Origin of the sequence: Brevibacillus borstelensis (assembly GCF_037834415.1) — a bacterium.
GTDB classification, from domain to species: domain Bacteria; phylum Bacillota; class Bacilli; order Brevibacillales; family Brevibacillaceae; genus Brevibacillus; species Brevibacillus borstelensis_A.
Window position 1 is genome coordinate 119,338 of the sequence record NZ_JAUMSJ010000009.1, and the last position, 22,530, is coordinate 141,867.

20 protein-coding genes are annotated in these 22,530 nt (G+C 52.5%); 3 read left to right on the forward strand and 17 right to left on the reverse strand.

Annotation, left to right across the window (positions count from 1 at the left end; translation table 11 throughout):
* Nucleotides 1-87: 87 nt before the first annotated feature.
* Nucleotides 88-1,317, reverse strand: a complete 1,230-nt coding sequence (locus Q3F21_RS10650; protein ID WP_340252265.1) for an ATP-binding protein — start codon at nucleotides 1,315-1,317, stop codon at nucleotides 88-90.
* On the reverse strand, nucleotides 1,304-3,418 hold the full coding sequence (locus tag Q3F21_RS10655; RefSeq protein ID WP_340252267.1) for a PP2C family protein-serine/threonine phosphatase: 2,115 nt from the start codon (nucleotides 3,416-3,418) through the stop codon (nucleotides 1,304-1,306). The genes Q3F21_RS10650 and Q3F21_RS10655 overlap by 14 nt, the downstream gene beginning before the upstream one ends.
* Before the next feature lie 188 nt (nucleotides 3,419-3,606).
* On the opposite strand from Q3F21_RS10655, the gene Q3F21_RS10660 reads away from it, so the two are divergent.
* Entirely contained in the window at nucleotides 3,607-3,786 is a 180-nt protein-coding gene (locus Q3F21_RS10660) for a hypothetical protein (RefSeq protein ID WP_340252269.1), read from the forward strand.
* Between the two features lie 57 nt (nucleotides 3,787-3,843).
* Here Q3F21_RS10660 and Q3F21_RS10665 read toward each other — a convergent pair whose 3' ends face one another.
* The 14 genes from Q3F21_RS10665 to Q3F21_RS10730 form a co-directional block, all read right to left on the reverse strand.
* The gene (locus tag Q3F21_RS10665; RefSeq protein WP_340252271.1) at nucleotides 3,844-4,839 is read right to left on the reverse strand and encodes a hypothetical protein; all 996 of its coding nucleotides are present in this window, start codon (nucleotides 4,837-4,839) and stop codon (nucleotides 3,844-3,846) included.
* Nucleotides 4,836-5,822: a phosphotransferase gene (locus tag Q3F21_RS10670; RefSeq protein WP_340252273.1), complete on the reverse strand. Its 987-nt coding sequence runs from the start codon at nucleotides 5,820-5,822 to the stop codon at nucleotides 4,836-4,838. Before Q3F21_RS10670 ends, Q3F21_RS10665 begins: the two co-directional genes overlap by 4 nt.
* Nucleotides 5,823-5,835: 13 nt before the next feature.
* Nucleotides 5,836-7,881 carry a LysM peptidoglycan-binding domain-containing protein gene (locus Q3F21_RS10675; RefSeq protein WP_340252275.1) on the reverse strand — a complete coding sequence of 682 codons (2,046 nt, stop codon included), beginning with the start codon at nucleotides 7,879-7,881 and terminating at the stop codon, nucleotides 5,836-5,838.
* 533 nt (nucleotides 7,882-8,414) lie between these two features.
* On the reverse strand, nucleotides 8,415-8,849 hold the full coding sequence (locus tag Q3F21_RS10680; RefSeq protein ID WP_340252277.1) for a hypothetical protein: 435 nt from the start codon (nucleotides 8,847-8,849) through the stop codon (nucleotides 8,415-8,417).
* Nucleotides 8,850-8,887: 38 nt separating this feature from the next.
* Nucleotides 8,888-10,312 (reverse strand): protoporphyrinogen oxidase, encoded by a 1,425-nt coding sequence (hemY, locus tag Q3F21_RS10685; RefSeq protein WP_340252279.1) that lies wholly within the window; start codon nucleotides 10,310-10,312, stop codon nucleotides 8,888-8,890.
* Between the two features lie 3 nt (nucleotides 10,313-10,315).
* Nucleotides 10,316-11,257, reverse strand: a complete 942-nt coding sequence (hemH, locus tag Q3F21_RS10690; RefSeq protein WP_340252281.1) for a ferrochelatase — start codon at nucleotides 11,255-11,257, stop codon at nucleotides 10,316-10,318.
* 16 nt (nucleotides 11,258-11,273) lie between these two features.
* Nucleotides 11,274-12,311 carry a uroporphyrinogen decarboxylase gene (gene hemE / locus Q3F21_RS10695; RefSeq protein WP_340252283.1) on the reverse strand — a complete coding sequence of 346 codons (1,038 nt, stop codon included), beginning with the start codon at nucleotides 12,309-12,311 and terminating at the stop codon, nucleotides 11,274-11,276.
* Nucleotides 12,312-12,445: 134 nt separating this feature from the next.
* On the reverse strand, nucleotides 12,446-13,303 hold the full coding sequence (locus tag Q3F21_RS10700; RefSeq protein ID WP_340252285.1) for a DUF4097 family beta strand repeat-containing protein: 858 nt from the start codon (nucleotides 13,301-13,303) through the stop codon (nucleotides 12,446-12,448).
* Nucleotide 13,304: 1 nt separating this feature from the next.
* Complete coding sequence (locus Q3F21_RS10705) at nucleotides 13,305-13,856, reverse strand: HAAS signaling domain-containing protein (RefSeq protein ID WP_340252286.1); 552 nt, start codon at nucleotides 13,854-13,856, stop codon at nucleotides 13,305-13,307.
* Entirely contained in the window at nucleotides 13,853-14,173 is a 321-nt protein-coding gene (locus Q3F21_RS10710; protein WP_340252287.1) for a PadR family transcriptional regulator, read from the reverse strand. The genes Q3F21_RS10705 and Q3F21_RS10710 overlap by 4 nt, the downstream gene beginning before the upstream one ends.
* A gap of 180 nt (nucleotides 14,174-14,353) precedes the next feature.
* On the reverse strand, nucleotides 14,354-16,228 hold the full coding sequence (locus Q3F21_RS10715; RefSeq protein ID WP_340252288.1) for a bifunctional metallophosphatase/5'-nucleotidase: 1,875 nt from the start codon (nucleotides 16,226-16,228) through the stop codon (nucleotides 14,354-14,356).
* Between the two features lie 90 nt (nucleotides 16,229-16,318).
* Nucleotides 16,319-17,107 (reverse strand): alpha/beta fold hydrolase, encoded by a 789-nt coding sequence (locus tag Q3F21_RS10720; RefSeq protein ID WP_340252290.1) that lies wholly within the window; start codon nucleotides 17,105-17,107, stop codon nucleotides 16,319-16,321.
* Between the two features lie 429 nt (nucleotides 17,108-17,536).
* The gene (locus Q3F21_RS10725) at nucleotides 17,537-18,028 is read right to left on the reverse strand and encodes a GyrI-like domain-containing protein (RefSeq protein ID WP_340252292.1); all 492 of its coding nucleotides are present in this window, start codon (nucleotides 18,026-18,028) and stop codon (nucleotides 17,537-17,539) included.
* Between the two features lie 118 nt (nucleotides 18,029-18,146).
* Nucleotides 18,147-18,389, reverse strand: coding sequence for a hypothetical protein (locus tag Q3F21_RS10730; protein WP_340252294.1), 243 nt, complete (start codon nucleotides 18,387-18,389; stop codon nucleotides 18,147-18,149).
* On the opposite strand from Q3F21_RS10730, the gene Q3F21_RS10735 reads away from it, so the two are divergent.
* A complete protein-coding gene (locus Q3F21_RS10735) occupies nucleotides 18,352-19,233 on the forward strand; it encodes a hypothetical protein (RefSeq protein ID WP_340252296.1) in 882 nt (293 codons plus the stop codon). The genes Q3F21_RS10730 and Q3F21_RS10735 overlap by 38 nt on opposite strands.
* 68 nt (nucleotides 19,234-19,301) lie before the next feature.
* Here Q3F21_RS10735 and Q3F21_RS10740 read toward each other — a convergent pair whose 3' ends face one another.
* Nucleotides 19,302-20,732, reverse strand: coding sequence for a PLP-dependent aminotransferase family protein (locus Q3F21_RS10740; protein ID WP_340252298.1), 1,431 nt, complete (start codon nucleotides 20,730-20,732; stop codon nucleotides 19,302-19,304).
* Between the two features lie 89 nt (nucleotides 20,733-20,821).
* Between Q3F21_RS10740 and Q3F21_RS10745 the strand changes: the two genes are divergently transcribed.
* Nucleotides 20,822-21,742: a DMT family transporter gene (locus tag Q3F21_RS10745; RefSeq protein ID WP_340252300.1), complete on the forward strand. Its 921-nt coding sequence runs from the start codon at nucleotides 20,822-20,824 to the stop codon at nucleotides 21,740-21,742.
* The last annotated feature ends 788 nt before the right edge of the window (nucleotides 21,743-22,530 follow it).

The window sequence follows — 22,530 nt, forward strand, 5'->3', positions numbered from 1 at the left end:
ACTCCTCTCACGCTTTCATTCTTTATTTACGTAACGAATTACCCCGTTATCAAGTTACCCAAGTTTTTCTATTTGCAAACATAGGAATTATGCGATGATACACTCCAATACCAATCTCGTGCCGGATGGAGAGGTTCCCAAATAGAGCCGGTCGCAAAACTGGAGCATTACGTGAAAGCCAACTCCCAGGGAATGCTTGCTCGAGTAGCCTTGTCGCAGTGTCGCTCTCGGCAGCTCCTCCAGGAGAATTCCATTCCCGTGATCGTGAACAATGACCCGAATGACGTTTTCCGGGGAGGCCACATGGATCGTCACCGTCCCTCCGGAACCGTGCTTCAATGTATTCGTCGCCGCTTCATTGACAGCCACGATGTACTGGAACTTCCGCTTCTCCTCGATCCCGGTCGTCTCCATGATCCGCCTGCACTCCGTCCTGAGGGAAGCCAGATCTTCCGCAGACTGGATCAGCACCGTGGCCATCTTCACTGCGGTCTCGGCCAGTTCCGCCAATTCCGCATCTGTCAACAGGACAAGCTTGTCCTGCGTGACTGCTCCCAGCACCTGCTTGTACATTTCCCACTCTTTGTGCTGGCGCCTACGCTCTTCGGCAATCGCCTCCGTCACATCGATCAGGGCGAGGCCACAGGTCTTGTCCGGCAAGGGGGAGGCAAACAATTCATACATCTTGGTGCCATCCGAGGAAACCAGCTGCTCCCTGACAGAAGCTCCCCTTTTTACGGCCTCAAGCGCTACCCGCCTCATGTCCCCTTCCATCATCTCCTCTGTACGCTGGGCTCCGATCGGTCTCACGTGACCATACTCCATCACGTACAAGTATATGGTCTCCACCTGACGCAATATGGAGAGCTTTTGCAGCTCCTCCTTTATGAGACGGTGCCTTTCATCCTCCGGCTCCTTCCATTCAGCCAGCATATCAGTCGGGTGCTTTTCCATACTCCTGTGCCATTGCAGGAATTCCTCCAGGAGCAATCGCCCCAGGACTTCTTCCCGACGCAGCACTTTTTCGATATCCAGCACATAATAGGGGACATCATGAATGCCCTGAAATGTTTTTCCGACAATCCGAAAATCGGGGGCAAGCTCTACTTCGACGCGTTCTGACAGTTTTTGTTCAAAGCAGAACAAACCGATTGCCGTCCGGCAAATAGCGCGCAGTTCAGCGGATGCGACTTCTCCGGAACCCAGCTTCACCCTGACTGTGCGGGCAGGAATCACTTTTTGTCCTGCTCCCGCCCGCAATGCCGCCAGACAGTTTTGACAAGCCGGATTCTGCGGGCACTCCTCACACAACATCATCGTGTACTTCCTCCTGTTCCGTACCTGATTGAAACCGCAGGATTAACAGGGATATATCATCGGACTGCAGACCCTCTCTCGTCCTCTCCCGGACATAGTTCTCTACCACCTCAATGCTGTCCAGATCGCCCGGCCGGCCGGACTCGCCAAGCAGGCTTGACAATCCCTTCAGCCATGTTTGCAAGCATTGCTGGGAATCCTTTCTGCTCATCTCCAGCAAACCGTCCGTGTAGGCCAGCAGCATGCCGTCTTGGTCCAGGGGGACTTCGTCCGAAACGTAGACGCTATCCGGCAGCAACCCCAACCCCAGACCGCCGCTGCATGAAAGAAGCCTGGCTCCGGTGCTGTTCCAAAATATCGGCTGCGGGTGCCCGGCCCGACTGATCGACAGGGTGTGGTCTGCCGAATCGTAGACGGCAATCAACATGGTAATAAACGACCGTGTTTTGATCAAATCCTCGTAAAGCAATTTGTTCAATTGATGCAAGATCAAGTCAGGTCTCCAGAAGGTTTGTGTAACAGCACGGACAGCGCTGCGTATTCCGGTCGTCATCAGGCTGGCTGGAAGACCGTGCCCGGAGACGTCCGCCACCACAAAGCAGGTAAAGCGGTCATCGAGCACCAGATAGTCTACATAATCTCCGCCTACATACGTATAAGGGAGAAAAACGGCCTTGGCTTGAAGATACGGCAAAACGAGCCGTTCCCGGGGAATTAACAAAAACTGGATTCTTTGGGCCAGCTCCATCTCTTGTTCCATCAAACGCAATTCCAACAGCTGATTTTCTTGCAAGCATCTGAGGATCAGACCGCGCACGTTTACGATCAGCAATTGAAAAATGGATTGCTCCAGTTCAAGTTCTTCTATGCTCTCAGTAGTGCTTTTCGCCAGCATGACGACATATCGGGGGGCGAGCGGTGTGTCAAGCTGCTCGTCCACAACAATCTGTTCCGATATGTCTCGATGGATGTAGGGGTGGTTGGGGTCTCCCCTGACAACTTCATAATAAACCACCCCTTCCGTTGATTCCAGAGAAATGCGCAAGTAGACGAGGTTGTCCAATTTGGCAAACCAGACATCCACCAACTCCTCAATCACCTGCTGCAAATTTTCGTAGCTGACCTCGCGCAAGCTTTGCTCGTTGCTTGCCAGCAAAATCTTTTCATAGGTTTGCTTGACCGCGAGAATTTGTGAGAGTTGATCATTCTTTCGTTGAATCTGCTCCACGTGTTCCGTGAATTTTTTCTCCAGATTGCTTGCTGTGCTCATCATTTGCCGCACCAAGGACTGATTCCAGGTTTTTGTCAGGAATAGTCTGAAAACAGTGATAAGGAAGCCGATTCCTATCCCGATCAGATGGATCCGCGGCTCCGTCCAAGTAAACATCGCAATCACTTCTACCAATAGCAGTACCTGCATGGAATTGGAGTCGAGAAAGCTAAACCGCAGCTGTTCATGCAAATACCCGTATTCGTTCATCAGCCGTGCCTTTGAACCGTTCCGCGGAAAATGAGTGTGGGCCAGCAGCAAAAAGGAAACAGACAAGGAGCCGGTAATCACAAAGAAGACTGTTGGCATGATCGGTTGAAACATCACAACCAAAGTAAACAACAAAGTCGCAACCAGCAGCCTCGTTTCTTTTTCTTGCCTCCCGTTTACAAATCCGTTGGCCATAAAAACAGTCGTCCATGGGGCCAACAGCAAAAAGCCGCTCAAGATGTGCAGTAAAACGATCAATATGCCTGCCTCTTCTTGGTACAGCCAGGAGCAAAGGGCAGTTGTCCCGTAGACGGCCACAAATGCCATCGCATCGAGAATGCTCTTCCACCTGTCGTAGTATATATGAGGAGCCAATGGGTATGCATGCAAAGACATGAGAAAAAACAGATAGTACAGCATATCCAGAGGGAGGCTGATTTGTTGGATGAGAAGATTGGGGTGATTTGCCATCAAATGCGCCAATCCCCACGCTATCAAGCCCGCACCTTGCAAAAACGAGAGGTCGTACCAACGCTTTATCGATACCAGCTGGCGGGAGAGAAGGATGATGTATACGCCTACCCCTATACCGGTCGTGTAAAGCAACGCTTTCCATACCATTGCGGATCACCTTTTTGGATTTGCATCTCTCTGCTTCCTCTCTGCATTCTGTTCCCCGGTAAGGGCAGGTCCAAACGTCGGTTTTTCCATTATACCGTATCCGGTCCTGTTTCGAGCAGGCGGTTTTCGAGAAAGAAGACACTGGCCTTTGATTCCCCGCATATAATTGGAGAAGAGAGGTGATCGTGATGTCTCGCTGGAAATACCATCCCCTTTACTTGCGAATCAAGTTCGGTTGCAAACAAATTCTCCTTCCGTTAATCGTGTTCCAATTCATTCGCACGATATTCGTTCCGACGTCTTTTGACGTGATCCTGCTGGGCCTGCTGGCTCTTCTGTACGTTGCCATCATACTCGACTGGCTCTGATGCCAAACGCCTTTCCCCAAAAGAAAAACGCCCCACCCCGTGAGACGTCTTTGGCCGCTAAAAAGCTTGCTGAATCCATCGATGAAGACGCAGTAAACGATCCATATCCTTTTCCAGACGCTTGACGGCGTACAATTCGCTCCAATCATGTTTCCCGCTGTAGTACGTGCTGATATCTCGCATGATTCTTTCCGGATAGGTCAAGAAAGCGGCAAGCAGATTCGTCTCTTCCGGACGCAGCGGAAAGATATCGGAATAGTGCCGGAATAGCTGGCTAGCCCCCGCCTCATCTCCAGCCAGATAAAAATACGTGCGGTAAAACATCGCCAAGTCGCGAGTCGGGGTGTCGAAAACAGCCCGGTCGAAGTTCAGCATCCTCGCTTTTCCATTCCGGTCAGGCAAGAAATGGGCCGGCTGGGGGGAACCGTGGATAAACGACAAACGAAAATGCGCGTGCGTCCGATGCCTTTCACGCCAATCCCGCAGCAAGCCGATCGCTGTTTGGGCCATCTCCTTGACGTAAGCGCAGTTCGCCAAAAAAACGACATCGAACGGGGAGGGATAGAGACGGTGACTGGCTGCCTCAGTCGCTTTGTCCGCCAGAAGCAGCATCGAGTCCCACCTCCGCAGCAAGGAATCAATCAACGGCTCTACCTGCCGCGGATCATCAAACCGAAAGTTCTGGGTAAGGTGATGAAGCTCTGCAAGCCGCTCTACCGCAGGCTTCGCCCAGGCCAGCGGATCCTGCTCCCACTTCTCTGCACCCGGATGCCAAGCTGTTATATAATACGTATCCTCGCCACGCAAAACGTAGGGTTCATCGTATTTTGTGTAAAAAAATGGGACAGCCCCATCCCACCCCTTTTGATCCAGATGACGGAGGACTCCACTGACCAATTGCAATCGCTGGGGAGCAGCCCGCGTCCTTTTGCAAATGAACGATCCGTATGGGGTGATCGCTTTGTACACATTGGGGGCCTTTACCACATCGACAGTCTGTGCGAACATGTCATATTCCTGAAGCATTGGAAAGATATCGTCAAAGCGATTCATGCTTTTGACTCACTCCTCGTATCCTCGGCCCGTTCAGCTACATATTTCAGGAGCTGGTCAACCGCCTGCTGGCGATCGACAGCCTGCTCGATTCGAGCCAAACGCGCCTCTCCCGGCTCGCGGTACACCTCAATGTATGGCTCCACCAGATCCCAGATCTCTTCTGGATAGGCCATGAAGGCCAGCAGAAGCGTGTAGTCGGTCTGGCGAAGCGGCCGAACCTCCTCGTAGCCGCTTAAAAACGCTTCGACAAGCGAAAGATCCTCGTGAAGGACAAACAGATCTCGCAGGTACCCGGCTGTATCCCGCTGAGCGATCGATAACACCGGCTGGAAAAAACCGCGCAAAAACAGCTTGTCGTTGACCATTCCCCAATTGTCGCGATGCAGATTGCCATGGGAGACAAAAAGGTCTCTCTGATCGACCTTTTTCCTCAGCAAATCGGCACATCGCTGCATTCTCTCCAAGAGAGGCGGAAACAGCCATTCGTAAAAACGGTGATTCCGGTCTGAATGTTTGCCGCGGAAACGGAGAGCCTCCCGAAAATCCTGCGCTCGTCTTGTCTTCGCCGCTATTCTCGCTTGTTCCTGTTCCCAGAAATCAGCGGCGTGAAAGAGACTGCTTTCCCGCTGGGAAGCATGCATCATCGCAGCCACCCTGCCGCATTGACGCATGGTTTCTGTTCCCAGCGGTATTGTTTCGATGCGCCGCAGATGATCGGTAAGCGTAATTCCCCGTTGGCCCACTACCAGATAAGGCTTGGAATCCTTCGTACGAATAAATCTCTCCAAATCGCGGAAGCCTTGGCGAACCATACGTTCGCGCCATGCAAACGACCAACGCATGATGTCTACTCGAGGCCAAATGCGCAGCTCTTTCGGACCGCGGTTTGTCTCCAACAGATAGCAATCGTCCAGCGGGGTGATGTGGATTACCCTTGCCCGATACCGTTGGCACACGTCGGACAGATTGATTTTCTCCACGGCCCCCCGCTCCTCACTGTGGAATATAGAGTATTTGCCCCGCCACGATCTGGTCAGAACGCAGATTGTTTACTTCCAGAATCCGCGATTGAGGGATGGCATAGCGCTGACAAATGGTTTCCAACGTCTCATCTCGCTGGATGATGCACAGCTTCAGCCGGCTTTGTTTCTCCTCTTTGCTGCGGACAAAGGAAGTGAGGTTATGCATGGTCTTGATCGAAGCCGAATCAGCTTCAAAAGAACCTTTTCGCGAAGCTTGCGAAGAGGACTCTTCTTCGATCCTGGCCTCTTGTTGCGCACGGGTTGCCTGCGAAAAGATTGATGTGAGATTGACCTTGCCGCCTTCTTCACGGGCCGGTTTTCCGGAAATCGCCACACGTACTTCCTTTTCTTCCACTGCTTCAGAAGGCGCCTCAGCCGATACCTCTGCTGCTTCCTGATCATGATTGGCAGCTGTCTCCTCGGCAATAGTTTCTACGCTGGCGTCATCCGTATCTACTACGGTCGTCTCAGCTTCAGCCACATCCTTGCTGTCAGCGGACACCGATGCCACGACTGATTCCTCCTGCTTTTCCTCTGCGGGGCGTGCCGCTTCCACCGATTGCGGCTCCGACACCCCACGCAGCTCCCCGGGCACCGCGGGAGATTTATCCTCGGCAGGCTTTTCCGCTTGGGGGCGTGCCGCTTCCACCAATTGCGGCTCCGACACCTCACGCAGCTCCCCGGGCACCGTGGGGGATTGATCCTCAGCAGGCTTTTCCGCTTGGGAGCGTGCCGCTTCCACCGATTGCGGCTCCGACACCTCACGCACCTCCCCGGGCACCGTGGGGAATTGATCCTCAGCAGGCTTTTCCGCTTGGGAGCGTGCCGCTTCCACCGGCTGCGACGCCGACACCTCACGCAGCTCCCTTGACGATGCGGGAGATTTCATTTCTTTATGCCTTTCTGCATGGATGCGTACCACTTCGGTCGGCTGCGCCTCCGTTACCTCTTGCGGCTCCCTGGAGAGTGCCGAGGACTTCTCCTCTGGAGCCCTTTCTGGTTGGGCGCGAACCGCTTCGATTGACTGCGATTCTGCTGCCTTGCGCTGTTCCCATGACGGTGCAGGAGCTTGCCCCTGTAAAGGCCTTTCATCTTGCGAACCGAATGTCTTACCTGGGGCCATCCCTTCATAAAGCTCGGGATTTTCTTCCGGTTCTTTCCACGAAACCGGTTTGAAAGAGTAGCTGTCTTTGCTATCAGAGACGTTTTCCTGTTCTCTCATCCTGAGAACCTCGGTCACATCCCCGAAACCCACGCTGTCGCTTTCCGCCTGGCTCAAAGCCAAGCTGGGCCGAGGCGCTTCAAACATCGCCGTGAACCCTTTTGGGCTGTGCTCGGCCGCTTGTGCCTGCTGTGTTTCTTCCAATGGAAGTTGCCGATGCATCTCGCTTTCCAACTCGGCTAGCTTTCGCTCGATATCCTCCAGCGATATCGGCTGAATAAGCTCTTCGGACTGATTTTGCGAAACATGATTGAATTGCCATTCCTCACGGGAAGAGATTTCGCCGTAAGAGGCTTCTTCCGGATCGTTCTCAGGTTGTCCTTTTTGATAATTCGTCTCGGTCAGCTTGATGCCGGCGATTTTCAGATCAGCTTCGATCATCACCTGGCGAGGGGAATCAAGCTGGTAATCAAAACTGTCGACAACTGCGTAAATATCCTCTATTTCAGCGATTCGATTCAGAGGAATCGTGATGTTTAGCGGAATCCTGTGGTGCAGTTGTTCCTCCTGATCGTACAGATGCCCGTCTGGTCCGCCCGGTCGAAAAGGCGAAAAGGTGACCGCCTCGACCAAGGTTTCCGTACCGCCTCCAGTTGACTCGGAGGTGTCCTTGATCGGCTTGTATTTCCCGAATAATTGCAGGCAACCGGTGATGGAGATCGATGAATCTGTTTCCAGCACCTCGACATCAGGAAACAATTCGAGTTCTCTCCACTCGTCTATTCCGGTTTTATCCGATGAGAGGAAAATCGTTTCCTTGATGGCAAACGAAAGCAGTCCATCCTGTAGCGCCATCCGTGCTCCTCCTTTCAAGTGCAGGACATTTCCTTACACTATATGGGACTGACGAGCCTTTTAGCACTGGAAAATTGGCTTCAGGAAGAAGTCGCTAGTTTTTGGATCAAGAGTAGGCAGTCATGTCGTTAATCAGAGACGAAAAATCCTGATGTGAAGCTCTGGAGCAGAACGCGTTTAAAGCGGCTGTGGGGGGAGAGAAGCCTGTTTCCATTCTACGCTCCGGTCTTCGTCCCGCAAGGGAGTGGAGACTGTCCGCTCCGCAATGGATCCCGAGGGAATCGCAAAACGGCGCGCAGCTATGCAGTGAATTCATAGGTTGCGATTCTGTTTCCTCGGGATTCATTGCTCCGCTGGGTCGGACTTCGCTAGTCGCTCCGAATGGAAACAGGCTTCTCTGGCGAGCCGGAGCTGAACCATCGTGCATTATAAAGCATGCGGGATATCCCGAGTTGTCAAAAGAATCAAGGCAAGCATTTATCAATAAGCTGCCAGGGGCTTCTTAAACGAATGCCCTCTTTGCATGCAACTTTCTATCTTTTTACCGTTCGGGCGTATGCCCAAACGGTTTTTTGATGGAAACCAGCAGCTGTAGAGATGAAAAAGGAGAAAACGGCAAAAGGTCTTTGGGACGCTTCCCAGGCGGAATGGAAAAAGCAAAACACGCCTTTAGCGTCCAACTTGAGACGCTTCCTCGAGCCGACTGCTTTTGGACGCGGTTTTGCTTTTGGAATGGAGCCGAACAGTCCAACCCCCTCGCAGTGTCCCACCGAACCTGTAGCCGTTTTCTCCTTTTTCATCTCCTTCACCAAAGCCTGTTCAACCACCAACAAGAAAGCGGCTGCGGTGGAGAGAAGCCTGTTTCCATTCTCCGCTCCGGTCTTCGTCCTGCAAGGAGCGGGAACTGTCCGCTCCGCAATGATCCCGAGGGAATCGCAAAACGGCGCGCAGCTATACAGTGAATTCATAAGTTGCGATCCTGAAGTACGAAGTAAAAAACCAGGGGTCAGCTCCCTGGTTTTTGCGTCCAATATTGTAATAATTCCTGTACTGTCTCTTTTGCCTGGTCGATACAGTCCGGTACACCGACACCGCCGTAGGAACCGCCCGTTAACCAAACACCGGGAAGATGTTCTTTCATCTTGGCCGTCGTCCCTTTTAGCCACTGCTTGTGGCCAACCAGGTACGGCAAGCCTCTGTTCCAGCGGGTAACCTTGTAAAACTCGGGACGCTGATCGATCTGCATCACTTTTTGGAGGTCGCGAACGACTGCATCGACGATCTCCTCGTCAGAACGGTCCACAATCTCTTCTGCCCCCGGCTTGCCCACGTAGCAGCGGACAAGCGCCTTGCCTTTCGGCGTCGTATGCGGCCACTTGCGCTGCGTCCAGGTGCACGCCGTGATCGTGTACTTTTCCTTGCGGGGGACGAGAAAGCCTGTCCCTTCTTTATCGATCCGTATGCCTTGTTCCGGATAGGCAAGCGCCACTGTCGCCATGATCGTAGGCTTGGCGCCGCTGATCGGCGGAATATCGACATGATCCTTGACAATTTCCATGGCCAGGTGATGAGGGATGGCCAAAATAATAGCATCGGTATCAAAAGACTCGCCATTATCCAGTTCCACACTATACCCATCCGGACGCTTTTTCAGGCGCTTGACGCCTGTATTTTTGCGGACCGCGCCTGCAGGCAGCGATTCTTCCAGCCGGTCGGCAAGCGATTGCAAGCCGCTAGTCAAGCTCACGAACATTCCTTTTGCCTTTTGCTGTCCCTCTGGCTGTTTGCTCTGTGTGGGGCGGGAATTTCTCATCGCCATAATGAGGCTGCGGTGCTTTTCTTCCATTTGGGCGTATTGCGGAAAGGTAGCAAGGAGGCTCAATTTGTCGATATTGCCACCGTACACGCCGGAAATCAACGGCTCGATGACATTTTCAATCACTTCATCTCCGAGTCTGCGCCGAAAAAAGTTCCCGACCGATTCGTCTTCGCCAGACCGCGCTCCCGGCAAGATCAGATCCGCTGCGGCTCTGAGCTTGCCGATGGGAGAGATCAGCGGCGTTTTGGCAAAAGGCATCAGCTTGGTCGGCACACCCATCACCGCTCCCTCCGGAATGGTGTACAGACTGTTTTTATGCAAAATATACGCCTGCCCCGCGTTGTTGTTTACCAGCCGGTCACCAAGGCCAACTTCTTTGATGAGCTCGGTTGCGCTCGTTTTGCGCTCCAAAAAAGAGTCCGCCCCCAGCTCGATGGTAAATCCCTCGTGCTTCCAGGTCTGAACCTTCCCGCCTGTCCTGTCGCTGGCTTCCAGCAAAGTATATCGGACAGACATTCCTTTTTCCCGCGTCCATTTTTGCAGGTAATAGGCAGCTGTAAGTCCAGTCATACCGCCGCCTACGATCGTGACATGCAGCTGTTTTTCGGTCATTGGCTATTTCCCCATTGCCGGCAGCTTTTTCCCGACGACGTCAGCCAGACAGGAGATAAAAGCAGGTCTGGCATTCGGCATCGGGGGCCGGTAGTAATTGGCTCCCAGTTCATCTGTTACCGCTTTGCATTCAATATCGTTGTCGTACAGGACCTCCAGGTGCTCCGCGACAAAGCCGACCGGACAGTACACGAAGGTCTGGTATCCGCGAGCCGCGTGCAGGTCGCGGGTCAAATCCTGTACATCCGGCCCGAGCCATGGCTCAGGCGTGTTGCCGGCGCTCTGCCAGCCGATGGCGAAATCCGAAATGCCCGCTTCTTTCGCGATCAATGCAGCCGTTTCCTCCAGCTGATGCGGGTAGGGATCGCCCGATTGGAGAATCTTTTCCGGCAGACTGTGGGCCGAGAAAATCACCACCGCTTTGTCCCGCTGCGCTTCCGGCATCGACGCAAAGGTATCCTTGATCGCATCGCTCCAGTAAGAGATAAATCCGGGTTCCGTATACCAGCTCTCCACAGAGTGGATTTCAGGGCCGCCGATGCTGGCCGCGTGTTCCTTTGCCCTGCCGTTGTACTCTTTCACGCTGTAGCTGGAATAGTGGGGAGCCAGCACCAGACTGGCCGCCTCTTCGATGCCGTCTCGGTGCATCGCCTCGACCGCGTCCTCTACAAAAGGTGCGATGTGTTTCAAGCCGAGATAGCCAACGAACTCCTTATCCGGAAAACGGCGGTTCATTTCCTGTTCCAGCTGGCGTACCTGCTCGTCCGTAATTTCGGCAAAGCGATTGATGCCGCCTACCGCTTCATAGCGGGCCGTCAAATCGTCCAGCAACTCCTGCGAAGGCTTGCGGCCTCGGCGAATATGCGTGTAGTAGGGCTCAATCTCTTCCTTCTTGCGCGGTGTTCCGTACGCCATCAGGAGCAATCCGATCTTTTGCTTGGACATAAGTTGCACCTCCGTATTACGCGTTCGGGCGATAACTGTGAATGAAGCGGGTCAGCTTTTGCAGCGTTTCCACTCTGGCGTCAGGGAACACGCCGTGGCCCAGGTTAAAGATATAGCCCGGTTGCTTCGTACCCTCGTCGAGAATTTCTTTCGCTTTTGCCTCCAGCTTTTCCCAGGGAGCGAGGAGCAGAGTGGGATCGAGGTTTCCTTGCAAGGTCTTCGTTACCCCCAGCTCACGCGCTTTCGTAATCGACGTCCGCCAGTCGAGGCCGACCACATCGACAGGCAGCTTGTTCCACTCTTCAAGCAAATGGCCGCAGCCTACGCCAAAATAGATTGTCGGGACGCCTGTTTCCCGCAGCGACAGCAGGATGCGGTTCATGACAGGAGCAATGAAGGTGCGGTAGTCTTCATCGTTCAAGGCGCCTACCCAGGAGTCGAATACTTGAACGGCCTGGGCACCGGCGGCAATTTGCGCTTGCAGATATGTAATAGTCAACGTTCCCAGCTTTTCCATCAGCTTTTCCCAAGCCGCAGGCTGTGTGTACATGAACGCTTTCGTCTTGTGGTAATGCTTGGAGGGTCCTCCCTCGATCATGTAGCTGGCCAGGGTGAACGGCGCGCCCGCAAAGCCGATCAGCGGAACGGACAGCTGCTGACGCAAAATTTTGATCGCTTCCATGATGTACGGCACGTGCGTATCCGGGTCGAGCTCGCCCAACCGATGGACATCTTCAATCGACCCTACCGGATTGGCGATGACAGGTCCGATTCCCGACTCAATGTTCACATCAACCCCGATCGGTTTCAGCGGCGTCATAATATCGGCAAAAAGAATCGCAGCGTCCACACCCAGCTGTTCAACCGGCAGACGGGTCACCTCTGCGCATACTTCCGGGATGTAGTTCATTTCAAAAAAGGTGTGCTTGGCCCGGATGGCGCGGTATTCGGGCTGGTAACGGCCGGCCTGGCGCATGTACCAGACCGGCACATGATCTGTCGGCTCCTGTCGACAAGCTTTTAAAAACGTATCGTTAAACGGTTTTGCTGTCATGAATAAACCTCGCTTTACACGGTAATATTCCTTATCCTTATGATAACACTCGCTAATCGACAAAAAATGCATTGATTGTGTCAAAATCTTATCGTTTCAAGGGACGCTCTCTCGTACCATTGTTTCCCAAAAGCTCAGTGACGAATACGGATATTTCCCGTTGAGCTGCTGACAGTCAGCGTCGGACCTTCCGTGCCGACCGATCCCGCAACCCTGTGCTCCTCTTTTTCTGTGTACGACATTTGCGGCCAATCGGCTTTTATATCTCCCGTAGAGGTGGACAGTTCCATCTTTGCCGCTTCGGGCAGTTTTAACAGGGATACCGTGACGTTGCCTGTGTCCGTCCTGATATTTACGTCGTGCTTCATGTCTTTCAGCTGCAGCGAATCAATATCGCCTGTACTGCTGGAGGCGTCCACTTTTGCACTGACGGAGGAAATATCCATCTCGCCTGTATCTGTTCTCAGGGTCAAAGCCTCGCCTTCAAATCCTGCCAGCTCGATATCGCCCGTGCTCGTCCGCAACGTTCCTTCCTTCGCTTTGATCGCGTTGATCCGGAAGTCTCCCGTGCCGCTGTTTACGGCTATTTTGTCGTAGACCGCATCGGGGATGATGACTTGCAGCTGCAGATCAGCCTGTTGGAAGAATACAAATCCGAGCTGAAATTCATTTGGCTCTCTCAGCTTCACTTGCAGAATTCCGTCGGGAGTGACTTCAGTCGTAAACTCGATTTTGTCCAGGCGCTTGCTGTCTGCCTCCCCGACCATTCTTGCAGTTGCATTGGACAAATTGCTTGTGGTCAACACGACGTCAGCAATATCGGTTTCCACTTCGACGCCCTTGATCGGCTGGTCGATTGTTCTCAGTTCGCTTACCGTCTTCCTGTCAACTTTGAATTCCGGATTTTGTTTCAATTGCCAGACAAGACCGATCGCTCCAACGAGAAACAAGAGACAGAAAAAGCCGAACAGGAGATTTATCATTCTTCTCATGCTATTTCCCCCTAATCATGCGGACGTTAAAGTGCAGATAGCGCAAAAATTGCCGATACAGCCATCCGCTCAAGCGGGCCAATCCGATCGCCAGCATTCCGCCCAAACCAAAGGATGTCAGACCCGAGAAGAGAAGCAAGTATTGCTCATGTACGTCTTCCGGAAATCCAAACTGCAAAAGCAAGCCAATCGGTGCAAGCAGCAATGCCAGAGCGGTACCGAATAAACCAATTAAGACGCCTATCAGTCCGACAAATGGGCCCAAAACAAAAACAAGGTTGAAAAAGCCTAAACTGACGGTCGCCAGAACCGCCCTCGTCATATTGCTGATAGACGCGTTCGATTGCGCCTGATGAATGCGATACCCAGCCAAAATTTCGCGGGCAAGCGCTTTGGGGCTGCCCAGGCTTTCGGCGATTTCCTGCTCGCTTTTGCCCCGTTCCACTCCGATCAAGAAATGTTCGGTATAGTCTGCCAATATGTCTAGGCGCTCCTTGTCGGGCAAGTCGCGGAGCAGCCCGTCAAGTTCATCCATAAACTCACGTCTCGTCATAATCCGATTCCCTCCTCGATGATCTGGTTGACCCCGCGGGTAAAAATCCGCCATTCCAGCACGAGGTCGTTCATATATCTGCGCCCTTTATCGGTGAGCTGATAGTACTTGCGCGGCGGGCCTTCTTGCGATTCGGCCAAATAGGTTGTAAAAAAGCCTTCCATGGTCAACCTGCGAAGCAGGGGATAAACGGTTCCTTCTGCGATGTGAAATTTCTCCGAGATGCTGGCCACCAGTTCGTAACCATATCTGTCTTTTTGGGCGACAAGCACCAGTACGCAAAGTTCCAGTACGCCCTTTTTAAATTGAACGTTCACTAAGCATCACCAAGTTAGATCTTACCAAAGCACTATTATATAATGCAAGGTACTCTATAAAAAATAGATAAATGCACACGTCGGGAGCATGGTTCACAAAGAGGCCCTCTTCCCCTCGAAGGGAAAAAGGGCCCCATTGAATCGGCTTGCATGCCGGAATGAAGATGATGCGGTCAAAAACTATTTATTTACTTCAACGATGCGTCCTTCTACTTTCGGATTAACCGTCTTGCGTTTGATCAGCTCTTCTTCGACGATGCTGTAGAAGGTCAGACCCGTGTTGAACGCCGGTTTTTTAAAGCTCTCGTATCCATCTCCGCCTGTCGCCAGGAAGTCATTGGTCGCGACCTTGTAGGTTTTCTTCGGATCGAGCGGTTGACCGCCTACTTTTACTTCGACAACGCGCTCACCTGCAGGCTTGCTTGGATTGTAGGTGAAGGACATGCCGCTGATTTGCGGGAAGCGTCCCTCTCCGCTCTCCACCTTGCTTACGCCGCTTTCCAGAGCTTGACGCAGCTCTTCTCCCGTTACCTCGATGACCACGAGGGTATTCGGGAATGGCAGCAGGGTGTACAGATTCTTTTTCGTGATGTCGCCCGCTTTCAGCTGGGTGCGAATACCGCCCGCATTGGTCAGAGCAACGTCTGCCTCGTGTCCGGGAATGGATTTCGTACGCTCCAGCATGATGTCGGCGATCAGGTTTCCTACGTTTGTCTCCTTTTTGCGAACCAAGGCTCTGTCGCCATCGAGGTCTACTTCAGACTTGGCGATGACCACTTCCATGACCTCATCGATTTTCTTGACGATTTCCTGAACCATCTTTTCTACTTCCGGATCGGCCTGGACGGTTTCGTCATACGCTTTCAGACCGCCGCTGAACGCAACCAGTTCCTTGCCGAGGTAGTACAGGTCAGCGCGTCCGAGAGACTTGCCGTACTCCCAGTCTTGCACGATGTACGTGCCGTTGACCAGCTCGGGCTTTTCCAGTGGCGTATGGGAATGGCCGCCGACGATCAGATCGATTCCGGGCACGTTTTTCGCGATCTCGCGGTCTACATCCACACCGACGTGAGATACGACGATTACATGGTCAACCTCTTTTTTCAGCTGTGGCACGACGACCTTCGCCACTTCTACCGGGTTTTTGAAGGTCAGGCCTTTTACGTTGTTCGGGTGAGTCAGGATCGGCGTATCTTCCGCTACAAAGCCGACAAAGGCAAACTTCTTGCCGCCGATCTCCGCTTTGAAGGTAGGCACGAGCAGTTCTTTGCCGTCCGCTTTGAATACGTTGCCGGAAATGACCGGGTGTTTCAGCATGTCGCGCAGCTTCAGCAGCTGTTCATAGCCGAAGTCAAACTCGTGGTTTCCTGCCGCCATCACGTTGTAGCCGAGGTAATTGAGAATCGGAACGACAGACTCTCCTTGGAACTGGTTGACGTAGACCGTGCCCTGGAAGGTATCTCCCGCGTCAAGCAAGAGGAAGTTGTCGTTTTCCTCGCGCCAGTCCTTCAGCAAGGATGCGATCTTGGCATACCCGAATTCCTTCAGGTTTTTATCTTCCGTAATATGTCCGTGCGTATCATTGGTATGGGCGATCGTAATGTGGGTGGTAGCCGCATCCCCGAGCGCCTGGAAGAAATCGCCTCGGGTCACCTGTGCCTTGTTTTCCAGCTTGAGTTCATATCCCAGCTTTTTGGCGATATCCGCCAGCTTTGCGGACGACAGTGTCTGTGTCGGGTTCTTGAAATCATCCTGGGTTACCGCTCCCTTCGTTTTTGCCCAAGCGAGATAAGGAGCAGACCAGTGCGATCCTTTTTCAGGTGCCGCAATTTTGGTTCCGCTCAGTTTGGCAAAAACGACGACTGCTTCCGACAAAGTCACGTTGCGGTCGAGGGCAAGGTCGCCGCTTGCTGCCGGTGATACAATGGATTTTTCTACCATCCAATCAACGTGTTGAACCGGATGCAGCGGAGCGGCCAGTACCGATCCGGCCATCAGGGACGAACAGACAGCAGCTGCCAGAGCGGCCAGGGTCATGCGACGTGCTTTTTTCATTCGCGTTTTCTCCTCCCATTATGTAAAAAATAATAAAATAGGACATCTCTGATTATAGCAAATATTTCTGGATATATGTTCAGCTTCCTGCTAGATTTTGGACAGGAATTGCGCAATCTCTCCGGCCATTTGCTGCGGAGTTTCCAGCATCCCCATGTGTCCGGCATCTGCAAGCAGTACCCGGTGAACATTGGGCCCATCTGTCGTAAAGGTTTTTTCCGCGGGAATAATCTGGTCTTGTTCCCCGGCGATGAGCAGGACCGGACAAGCAAGCTTGCTCAGGGCGTGCCGCCGATTCGTTCTTTCCCGCATCGCTTCCAATGTCCGGATCGCGCCGTCCGGCGGTGTTTGCAGGCCGATCTGTTTGACCCGCTCCCATTCTCCCGGATACCTCGACAACGCGCCGGGAGCGAAAAGCTTCGGTACGAGCGCCTTGATAAAAGGCTCGATTCCGTTTTGGCGGATACTTTCCATTCCCTTGGTCCGGTTTTCCTTTGCCTGTTCGTCATCCGGATACGCCGTGGAATGGATAAGCCCCAGCGCGCTCAGTCTGCCGGGGTACCGCTCGGCAAAAGCCAAGGCGACGTATCCGCCCAGCGAATGTCCCAATAGCGCCATCTTTTCAATCCCTGTCTCGTCCATGAGGAGCGCCAGATCGTCGGCCATTTTCTCGACTGTGTACGTTTCATCGGGAACAGAGCTGCCACCGTGGCCGCGCAGGTCAGGCGCGAGCACTCTGTTCGATTCCTCCAGCTTCGGGATGAGCTTCTCCCAATATGCCGAGCTTCCGCAGAAGCCGTGCACGAGACAAACGACGTCTCCCTTCCCGCTGTCGATAGAAGCCAGTTCCACGCCATTTTGCAGGTATACTTTCTTCACTTGCTTCCCTCCTTTTTCAGTAGTTTTCCCATTTTTTATGACGGTTTTTCCAAACAGGCTTACAATAGACCCATACCCTGATATAAAGAGAGGCTCCCCAAGATGATTCAAAGCCAAGTGAACAAAGCTCGGAGAACTGACGGGCAGTCGGTGCCGTACACCCTGATCCGGCAAGCCGGCGGAGAAAATCGCCCGGTCTGCTTCATCTGTCCTGGTGCCAGCTATTCGTTTGACAGACCGCTTTTGTACTTTTCGACGATGCTCGCTCTGGAAAAGGGACTGGATGTCGTGCATGTCCATTATACGTATGGAAACGACAATACAGAATACTGGAACCTGCCTCCTCGCAAAAGAGGGCCTCTGATGCTTCAGGACGTTCAGGCCGTTGCCCAGCATGTTCTGGCAGAAAAGCCTGGCTGCGCTTGGCGACTAGTTCCCGCTGACAAGAGGAATCAATATGTCATAAGCGTTGTCTTCCCGTTCCGCGGCATGACGGGGCGGGAAATACCGCTCATCGTAGCGCTCGAGACGCAGCGCTTGTTCCGCTACCGACAATCCCTGACCTGAAATCCATTCAAAAGCGTGTTGGTACGTGGCCGGGACACGGTCCATGGGACCCTGATGGGTAAACACGGCATAGCTTCTTGCAGGAATCATAAATCCGACCATGCCTTCCGGGATGCGGTCAAATTTCTCTACTTCAACGGCAATGTACTCTGTATACAATTGATGGGCACTCACTTTGCTCTGGTCGCTGACATCGTAGAAGCAGGACGGATTTTTGATCTGGCCAATCTCGCTAACTCTCTGAAAAAATGCCTCCCACAGCTTCGGCATTTCCACTCCCAAGCTTTGAAACGGACCTGTAAAGCTTGCGCCCACCATTGACATTTCCGGCAATTGGACAATCTTTCCCTGCATCGCATACCGCTCCTCTTCAGTGGATTTGGCTCTAATTTTTTCCTTGATGGCTATCTTAGCAAAATTAGCTCGAAAGGCAGCTATTTTTGTCCACATGCCATCGCATTTTTGAAGCAAACTATGAAGTGCCTGCTTTCTCGGCTGCTGTCGCTTCCCAATTATTTCTTCCCGGGTCTTCCTCTCTCCTCCCATATAGTCCTGGTTCATTGGACCCTTTTTTTGCCTTGTCCCCTATCTCGCTGTCACCAACTCTTCCTGTGCTGCCGATATGAATAAGGAACATCGTTGCCAAGGACATTTCAATGACATCAGGAGGATTTGCAATGAATGCTGTTTCGCGTACCGCAATTTTTTTGCTCATGGTTCCCGCCTTGTTTCTTACCGGCTTCTCGTTTGGAGAAAAGCCGATAAAAGCCACCTGGCTGTGGCAAACGTACCAGACCGCGTCCGTTCCTGAACAGATCGTCTCGTTTGCATCGGCCCAAGGGGTAAACCTGCTGTATCTAAAGATCGACACCACACTGAAACCTTCCTACTACCAGTCTTTTATCCAAAAAGCCCGCGCTGCGGGAATCGAGGTACATGCGCTCGGGGGCAAGGCCGGCTGGGGGCTGGAGCGAAACCGCTCGGAAATTTTGTCGCTGGTGGACTGGGTAGGTCGTTACAACCAGACGGTGGAGAAGAATGCAGCCATCACAGGCGTCCACTTCGACATCGAGCCGTATACATTGCCCGAGTGGAAAAGCTCCCAGAATGAAGTAATCCGGCAGTGGATGGGCAATGTAGAGGCTTACCTGGCAAAGGCCAAGGAGCTGGACCCTTCGCTGCAGCTTGGCTGTGACATTCCCTTTTGGCTGGACAAGACTGTCCTGCCCGAACAACCTAATGTCTCGATTACAGAGTGGCTGATCTCCAAGCACGACCACGTAGCCGTCATGGCTTACCGCGATCGGGCGGAAGGCCCAAACAGCATCTCCTCACTCATCCCGCAAGAGCTGGAAATGGCGGATCGGCTGGGCAAAAAAGTAATCGTCGCCGTAGAAACGAAAGAGAGCAATGAGGGGAATTTCGTCAGCTTTTATGAAGAGGGAACGGCTCGGATGGAAGACGAGCTGAACAAGCTGGCGGAAATTTTGGCAAGCCATCCTTCTTTTGCTGGAGTGGCCATCCATTCCTATGAGTATTGGAGCATGCTAAAAGAGTAGCGAGGCCTTAACAGGTACGCCAGACAATAAAAAACTCCGCCTTCGACTGGGGCGGAGTTTTCGCGTTCTCATCCAACTGTTTTGGCAATCTCGCCGGACAGCCGAATCAACAGCTTCATTCCTTCGCGCAGCTGCTTTTCGCTAATGTAGGAGTAGCTTAAACGAAGCCATGACTTTGCCTCCTTCGCCGGATCGCAGATAGAGCCGGGAACAAAGGAGATCGAATGCTCGATGCTTCTGGCGAGCAACGCTTCCATGGAGAGGAGCTCCGGCAGCTTGACCCAAAGGTTCAGACCTCCGGCAGGACTGCTCCATCTCCAGCCAGTAGCGGAGAGCTCCTCTTCCATAATCGTTTTGCGCACATTCAGCGCGGTCCTCAGCTTTTCAATATGCTGCTGCATACGGTTGGAGGAAAAGTAATGGAGGAAAATTTTCTGGTTGAGCAACGGACTCCCGTTGTCCGCCAGCGCTTTGACCGTGAAGAAATGGTTCACCAGCGAAGGATGCAGGCAAACAGCTGCAATCCTCAAGCCGGGTGCCACGTATTTGCTGAAGCTGCGGATATACACGACATAGCCATCCACGCTGTAAGAAAAAAGAGGCGGAGGCGGTTCGCGCTCAAAATAAATATCACGAAACGGATCGTCTTCGATTAGAAAACAGCGATACCGCTCGGCAAGCTCTACCAGCTGCTTTCTTTGCTCAGCCGGAACGGTGTAGCCCGTCGGGTTGTGAAAGGTCGGGTTCAGGTAAAACACGCGCGGCTTGTACCGCTTCATACAGGCTTCCACCTGATCCAGATCATAGCCGTGCGGATGGAGCTCGACAGGAATAAGCTGAGCGCCGAGCTGCCGGAAAATATCAATGGCCGCACTGTATGTCGGACGCTCCAGCAGCACGGCGTCCCTCGGCTGGACGAGCATACGCGCAAGCAAGTCGATGGCTTGCTGGGAGCCGGACGTAATCATGATGTCTTCTGGCGACAGGTGAAACCGGTGCTTGTGACTGAAGTAGCAAGAAAGCGTCTCCCGCAGCTCCTCGTCTCCTTGAACCGTGGAATAGGAGCTGAGCACCTTTGGATACAAGTCAAAAATCTCTTTCACGTATTCGGAAAAAAACCGGTTTGGCAGCAGATTGGGGTCGATCAGCGCATAGGAAAACTGATACGTGACCGGCACTTTGTGAATTTCGGACAAATGGCTTTTTTGAATGTAGGAGGAGACAATCGGCGAATCCAGATTGTCCAATGGCAGTACGCCGCCAGGATGCACATAGTAGCCCGCCTTGTCTTTGACATAGATTTTCTTTTCTGCCTTGAGCAGCTGATACGCCTTGAATACGGTCAGGCGGTGGACGTTCAGCTCGGCGGCCAGCAGGCGGACGGACGGGAGCTTTTCATGCTCCTTCCACTCCCCGCGCTGGATACGCGTCCAGATGTATTCATACACTTGTTCAAACAGCGCTTTGGTGCTTGCACTTGTAGAAAAACGGCCGTCCATGTTTGCCTACGAGTGGCGAGAAATCTGTTCTGTTATTTGAAAACTGTTCTATTCATTTCTTTTTATGATGATACCAAGGAGGCGTTACTATGGTCATCATCAACTATGTCGTGATGTGCTTGGTGTTTGGAACAACGTTTTTGGCAATCAAAATCGGGATCGATGCGGGAGCACCTCCCTTTTTCTCGGCAGGTGCACGTTTTTTCGTCGCAGGTGTTCTGCTGTTCATCTGGATGGTCTGGAAAAAACAAGCCTGTTTCTCCTTGCTTTTGCACAAGGAAATGTGGATCACTGGCCTTTGCCTGACATTCGGAACATTTTCCACGCTGTATTGGGCAGAACAGTATGTCACGTCAGGTGCGGCAGCGATTCTCTCCGCTACCGGGCCGATCATGATATTGCTGCTTCAGGCGACTGTCCTGCGAGAGCGGGTAACGGGCAAAGCGATGCTCGGCTGCCTGCTTGGCTTTGCCGGTGTCGTACTCCTCGTCTTTCCGCAGGTTTCGATCACGGCCAGCCTGTTTTGGCTGCTCGGTTGTGTCGCCATTTTGATCGGAGAGCTGTTCTACTCCAGTGGCGCCCTGTATTCGAGACGGGTGATCCAGCGCTTTTCAGATGCTTCGCCGATCGCCCTCAATGCAGCCCAGATGATTTACGGGGGCGCCGCCCTGCTTGCGCTTTCGCTATTCACGGAGCAGATTCGCCCGGAGTCGATGCTTGCTCCAAACGCCATCGGTTCGCTCTTGTATTTGATCGTGTTCGGTTCGATGGTCGGACATACGATTTTTTACTGGCTGGTAGCCAAAACCAATCCAGTCTTTCCCTCCACTTGGCTCTACATTTCACCGATTATCGCGATGGCGCTGGGGGCGATCCTGTATCGGGAAGCCGTATCCTGGCCGATGGTCGCAGGGGCGGTTATAACGATTTTGGGGATCGTTTTCATCAACGCGGATACGTTGCGGCAGATGATGATGAAAAAGCCGTTAAGAGTAACGGATATATCCTAGCAATACACCGGAAGCCGTTTCTCCTTTTTTTGGGTTCGGACAGACTTTGGCGGAGGAGATGCTTGTTCCATTTTTTCCATCTCAGCTGTTAGGGTCCCAAAGACCTTCGCTATGCCCTCTACCGGCGATAACGGTAACAATACTACTAATACCACCATCCAATGATTTCAGGGAAAGCATCTGGAACAGGCAAAAGAATTCGGGGAAATATTGAAGGATAAACAGGATTTTAACATAGGAGATAGCGTAAGGAACAGTCGATGTTTTGAATCTCGTGTTTGCATAAAATAGCATCCCCTACCTGGGGATGCTTTCCTTGTTAAACAACCAGATCAGCTGGCGTTTAGTACGATCAAAAAACAGCCTATCCGAAAAGAAATAAGCTGTTCGAAAGACGTTCGGAGATTTTTTTCTGTGCCCTCTGGATGTGTGTTTCAACGTCTACCCGCCTACTCCATTGTCGTCGTATTGAATGATTCCGATTCTGTCTTGTTTGATATCCACTTGCCCATTTACAGGACTAAGCAATCCCAACACTAGAAAAAATGAGAGTAACGCTGCTTTCATTTGACCATGCCTCCATTTATCATTTTTACTATAGGCAATCATCTGACTATTTGATGCGTGCTGCCTTGCCTCAAGGGTTTTAAACCTTTTATCCCCTTCCGTCCCCATTCGGGAAAGCGCAAGGGGTGTCCCTGCACCTAATCGCTCGCAGGATGGCAGCGTATACTATATAGTATTCTCAGTCACGCATATAAATACCTTTATTTTACATTCGGAATGAT

What these genes read in the sequence shown, in the direction of transcription:
- Q3F21_RS10730 (WP_340252294.1), bottom strand. Translation starts at nt 18,389, where the DNA reads ATGAGCAAAAAAATTGCGGTACGCGAAACAGCATTCATTGCAAATCCT.
- hemE (WP_340252283.1), bottom strand. Translation starts at nt 12,311, where the DNA reads ATGACAGCAAAACCGTTTAACGATACGTTTTTAAAAGCTTGTCGACAG.
- Q3F21_RS10660 (WP_340252269.1), top strand. Translation starts at nt 3,607, where the DNA reads ATGTCTCGCTGGAAATACCATCCCCTTTACTTGCGAATCAAGTTCGGT.
- hemH (WP_340252281.1), bottom strand. Translation starts at nt 11,257, where the DNA reads ATGTCCAAGCAAAAGATCGGATTGCTCCTGATGGCGTACGGAACACCG.
- Q3F21_RS10745 (WP_340252300.1), top strand. Translation starts at nt 20,822, where the DNA reads ATGGTCATCATCAACTATGTCGTGATGTGCTTGGTGTTTGGAACAACG.
- Q3F21_RS10665 (WP_340252271.1), bottom strand. Translation starts at nt 4,839, where the DNA reads ATGAATCGCTTTGACGATATCTTTCCAATGCTTCAGGAATATGACATG.
- Q3F21_RS10735 (WP_340252296.1), top strand. Translation starts at nt 18,352, where the DNA reads ATGAATGCTGTTTCGCGTACCGCAATTTTTTTGCTCATGGTTCCCGCC.
- Q3F21_RS10650 (WP_340252265.1), bottom strand. Translation starts at nt 1,317, where the DNA reads ATGATGTTGTGTGAGGAGTGCCCGCAGAATCCGGCTTGTCAAAACTGT.
- Q3F21_RS10675 (WP_340252275.1), bottom strand. Translation starts at nt 7,881, where the DNA reads ATGGCGCTACAGGATGGACTGCTTTCGTTTGCCATCAAGGAAACGATT.
- Q3F21_RS10680 (WP_340252277.1), bottom strand. Translation starts at nt 8,849, where the DNA reads ATGAATTCACTGTATAGCTGCGCGCCGTTTTGCGATTCCCTCGGGATC.
- Q3F21_RS10725 (WP_340252292.1), bottom strand. Translation starts at nt 18,028, where the DNA reads ATGCAGGGAAAGATTGTCCAATTGCCGGAAATGTCAATGGTGGGCGCA.
- Q3F21_RS10700 (WP_340252285.1), bottom strand. Translation starts at nt 13,303, where the DNA reads ATGAGAAGAATGATAAATCTCCTGTTCGGCTTTTTCTGTCTCTTGTTT.
- hemY (WP_340252279.1), bottom strand. Translation starts at nt 10,312, where the DNA reads ATGACCGAAAAACAGCTGCATGTCACGATCGTAGGCGGCGGTATGACT.
- Q3F21_RS10655 (WP_340252267.1), bottom strand. Translation starts at nt 3,418, where the DNA reads ATGGTATGGAAAGCGTTGCTTTACACGACCGGTATAGGGGTAGGCGTA.
- Q3F21_RS10705 (WP_340252286.1), bottom strand. Translation starts at nt 13,856, where the DNA reads ATGACGAGACGTGAGTTTATGGATGAACTTGACGGGCTGCTCCGCGAC.
- Q3F21_RS10715 (WP_340252288.1), bottom strand. Translation starts at nt 16,228, where the DNA reads ATGAAAAAAGCACGTCGCATGACCCTGGCCGCTCTGGCAGCTGCTGTC.
- Q3F21_RS10740 (WP_340252298.1), bottom strand. Translation starts at nt 20,732, where the DNA reads ATGGACGGCCGTTTTTCTACAAGTGCAAGCACCAAAGCGCTGTTTGAA.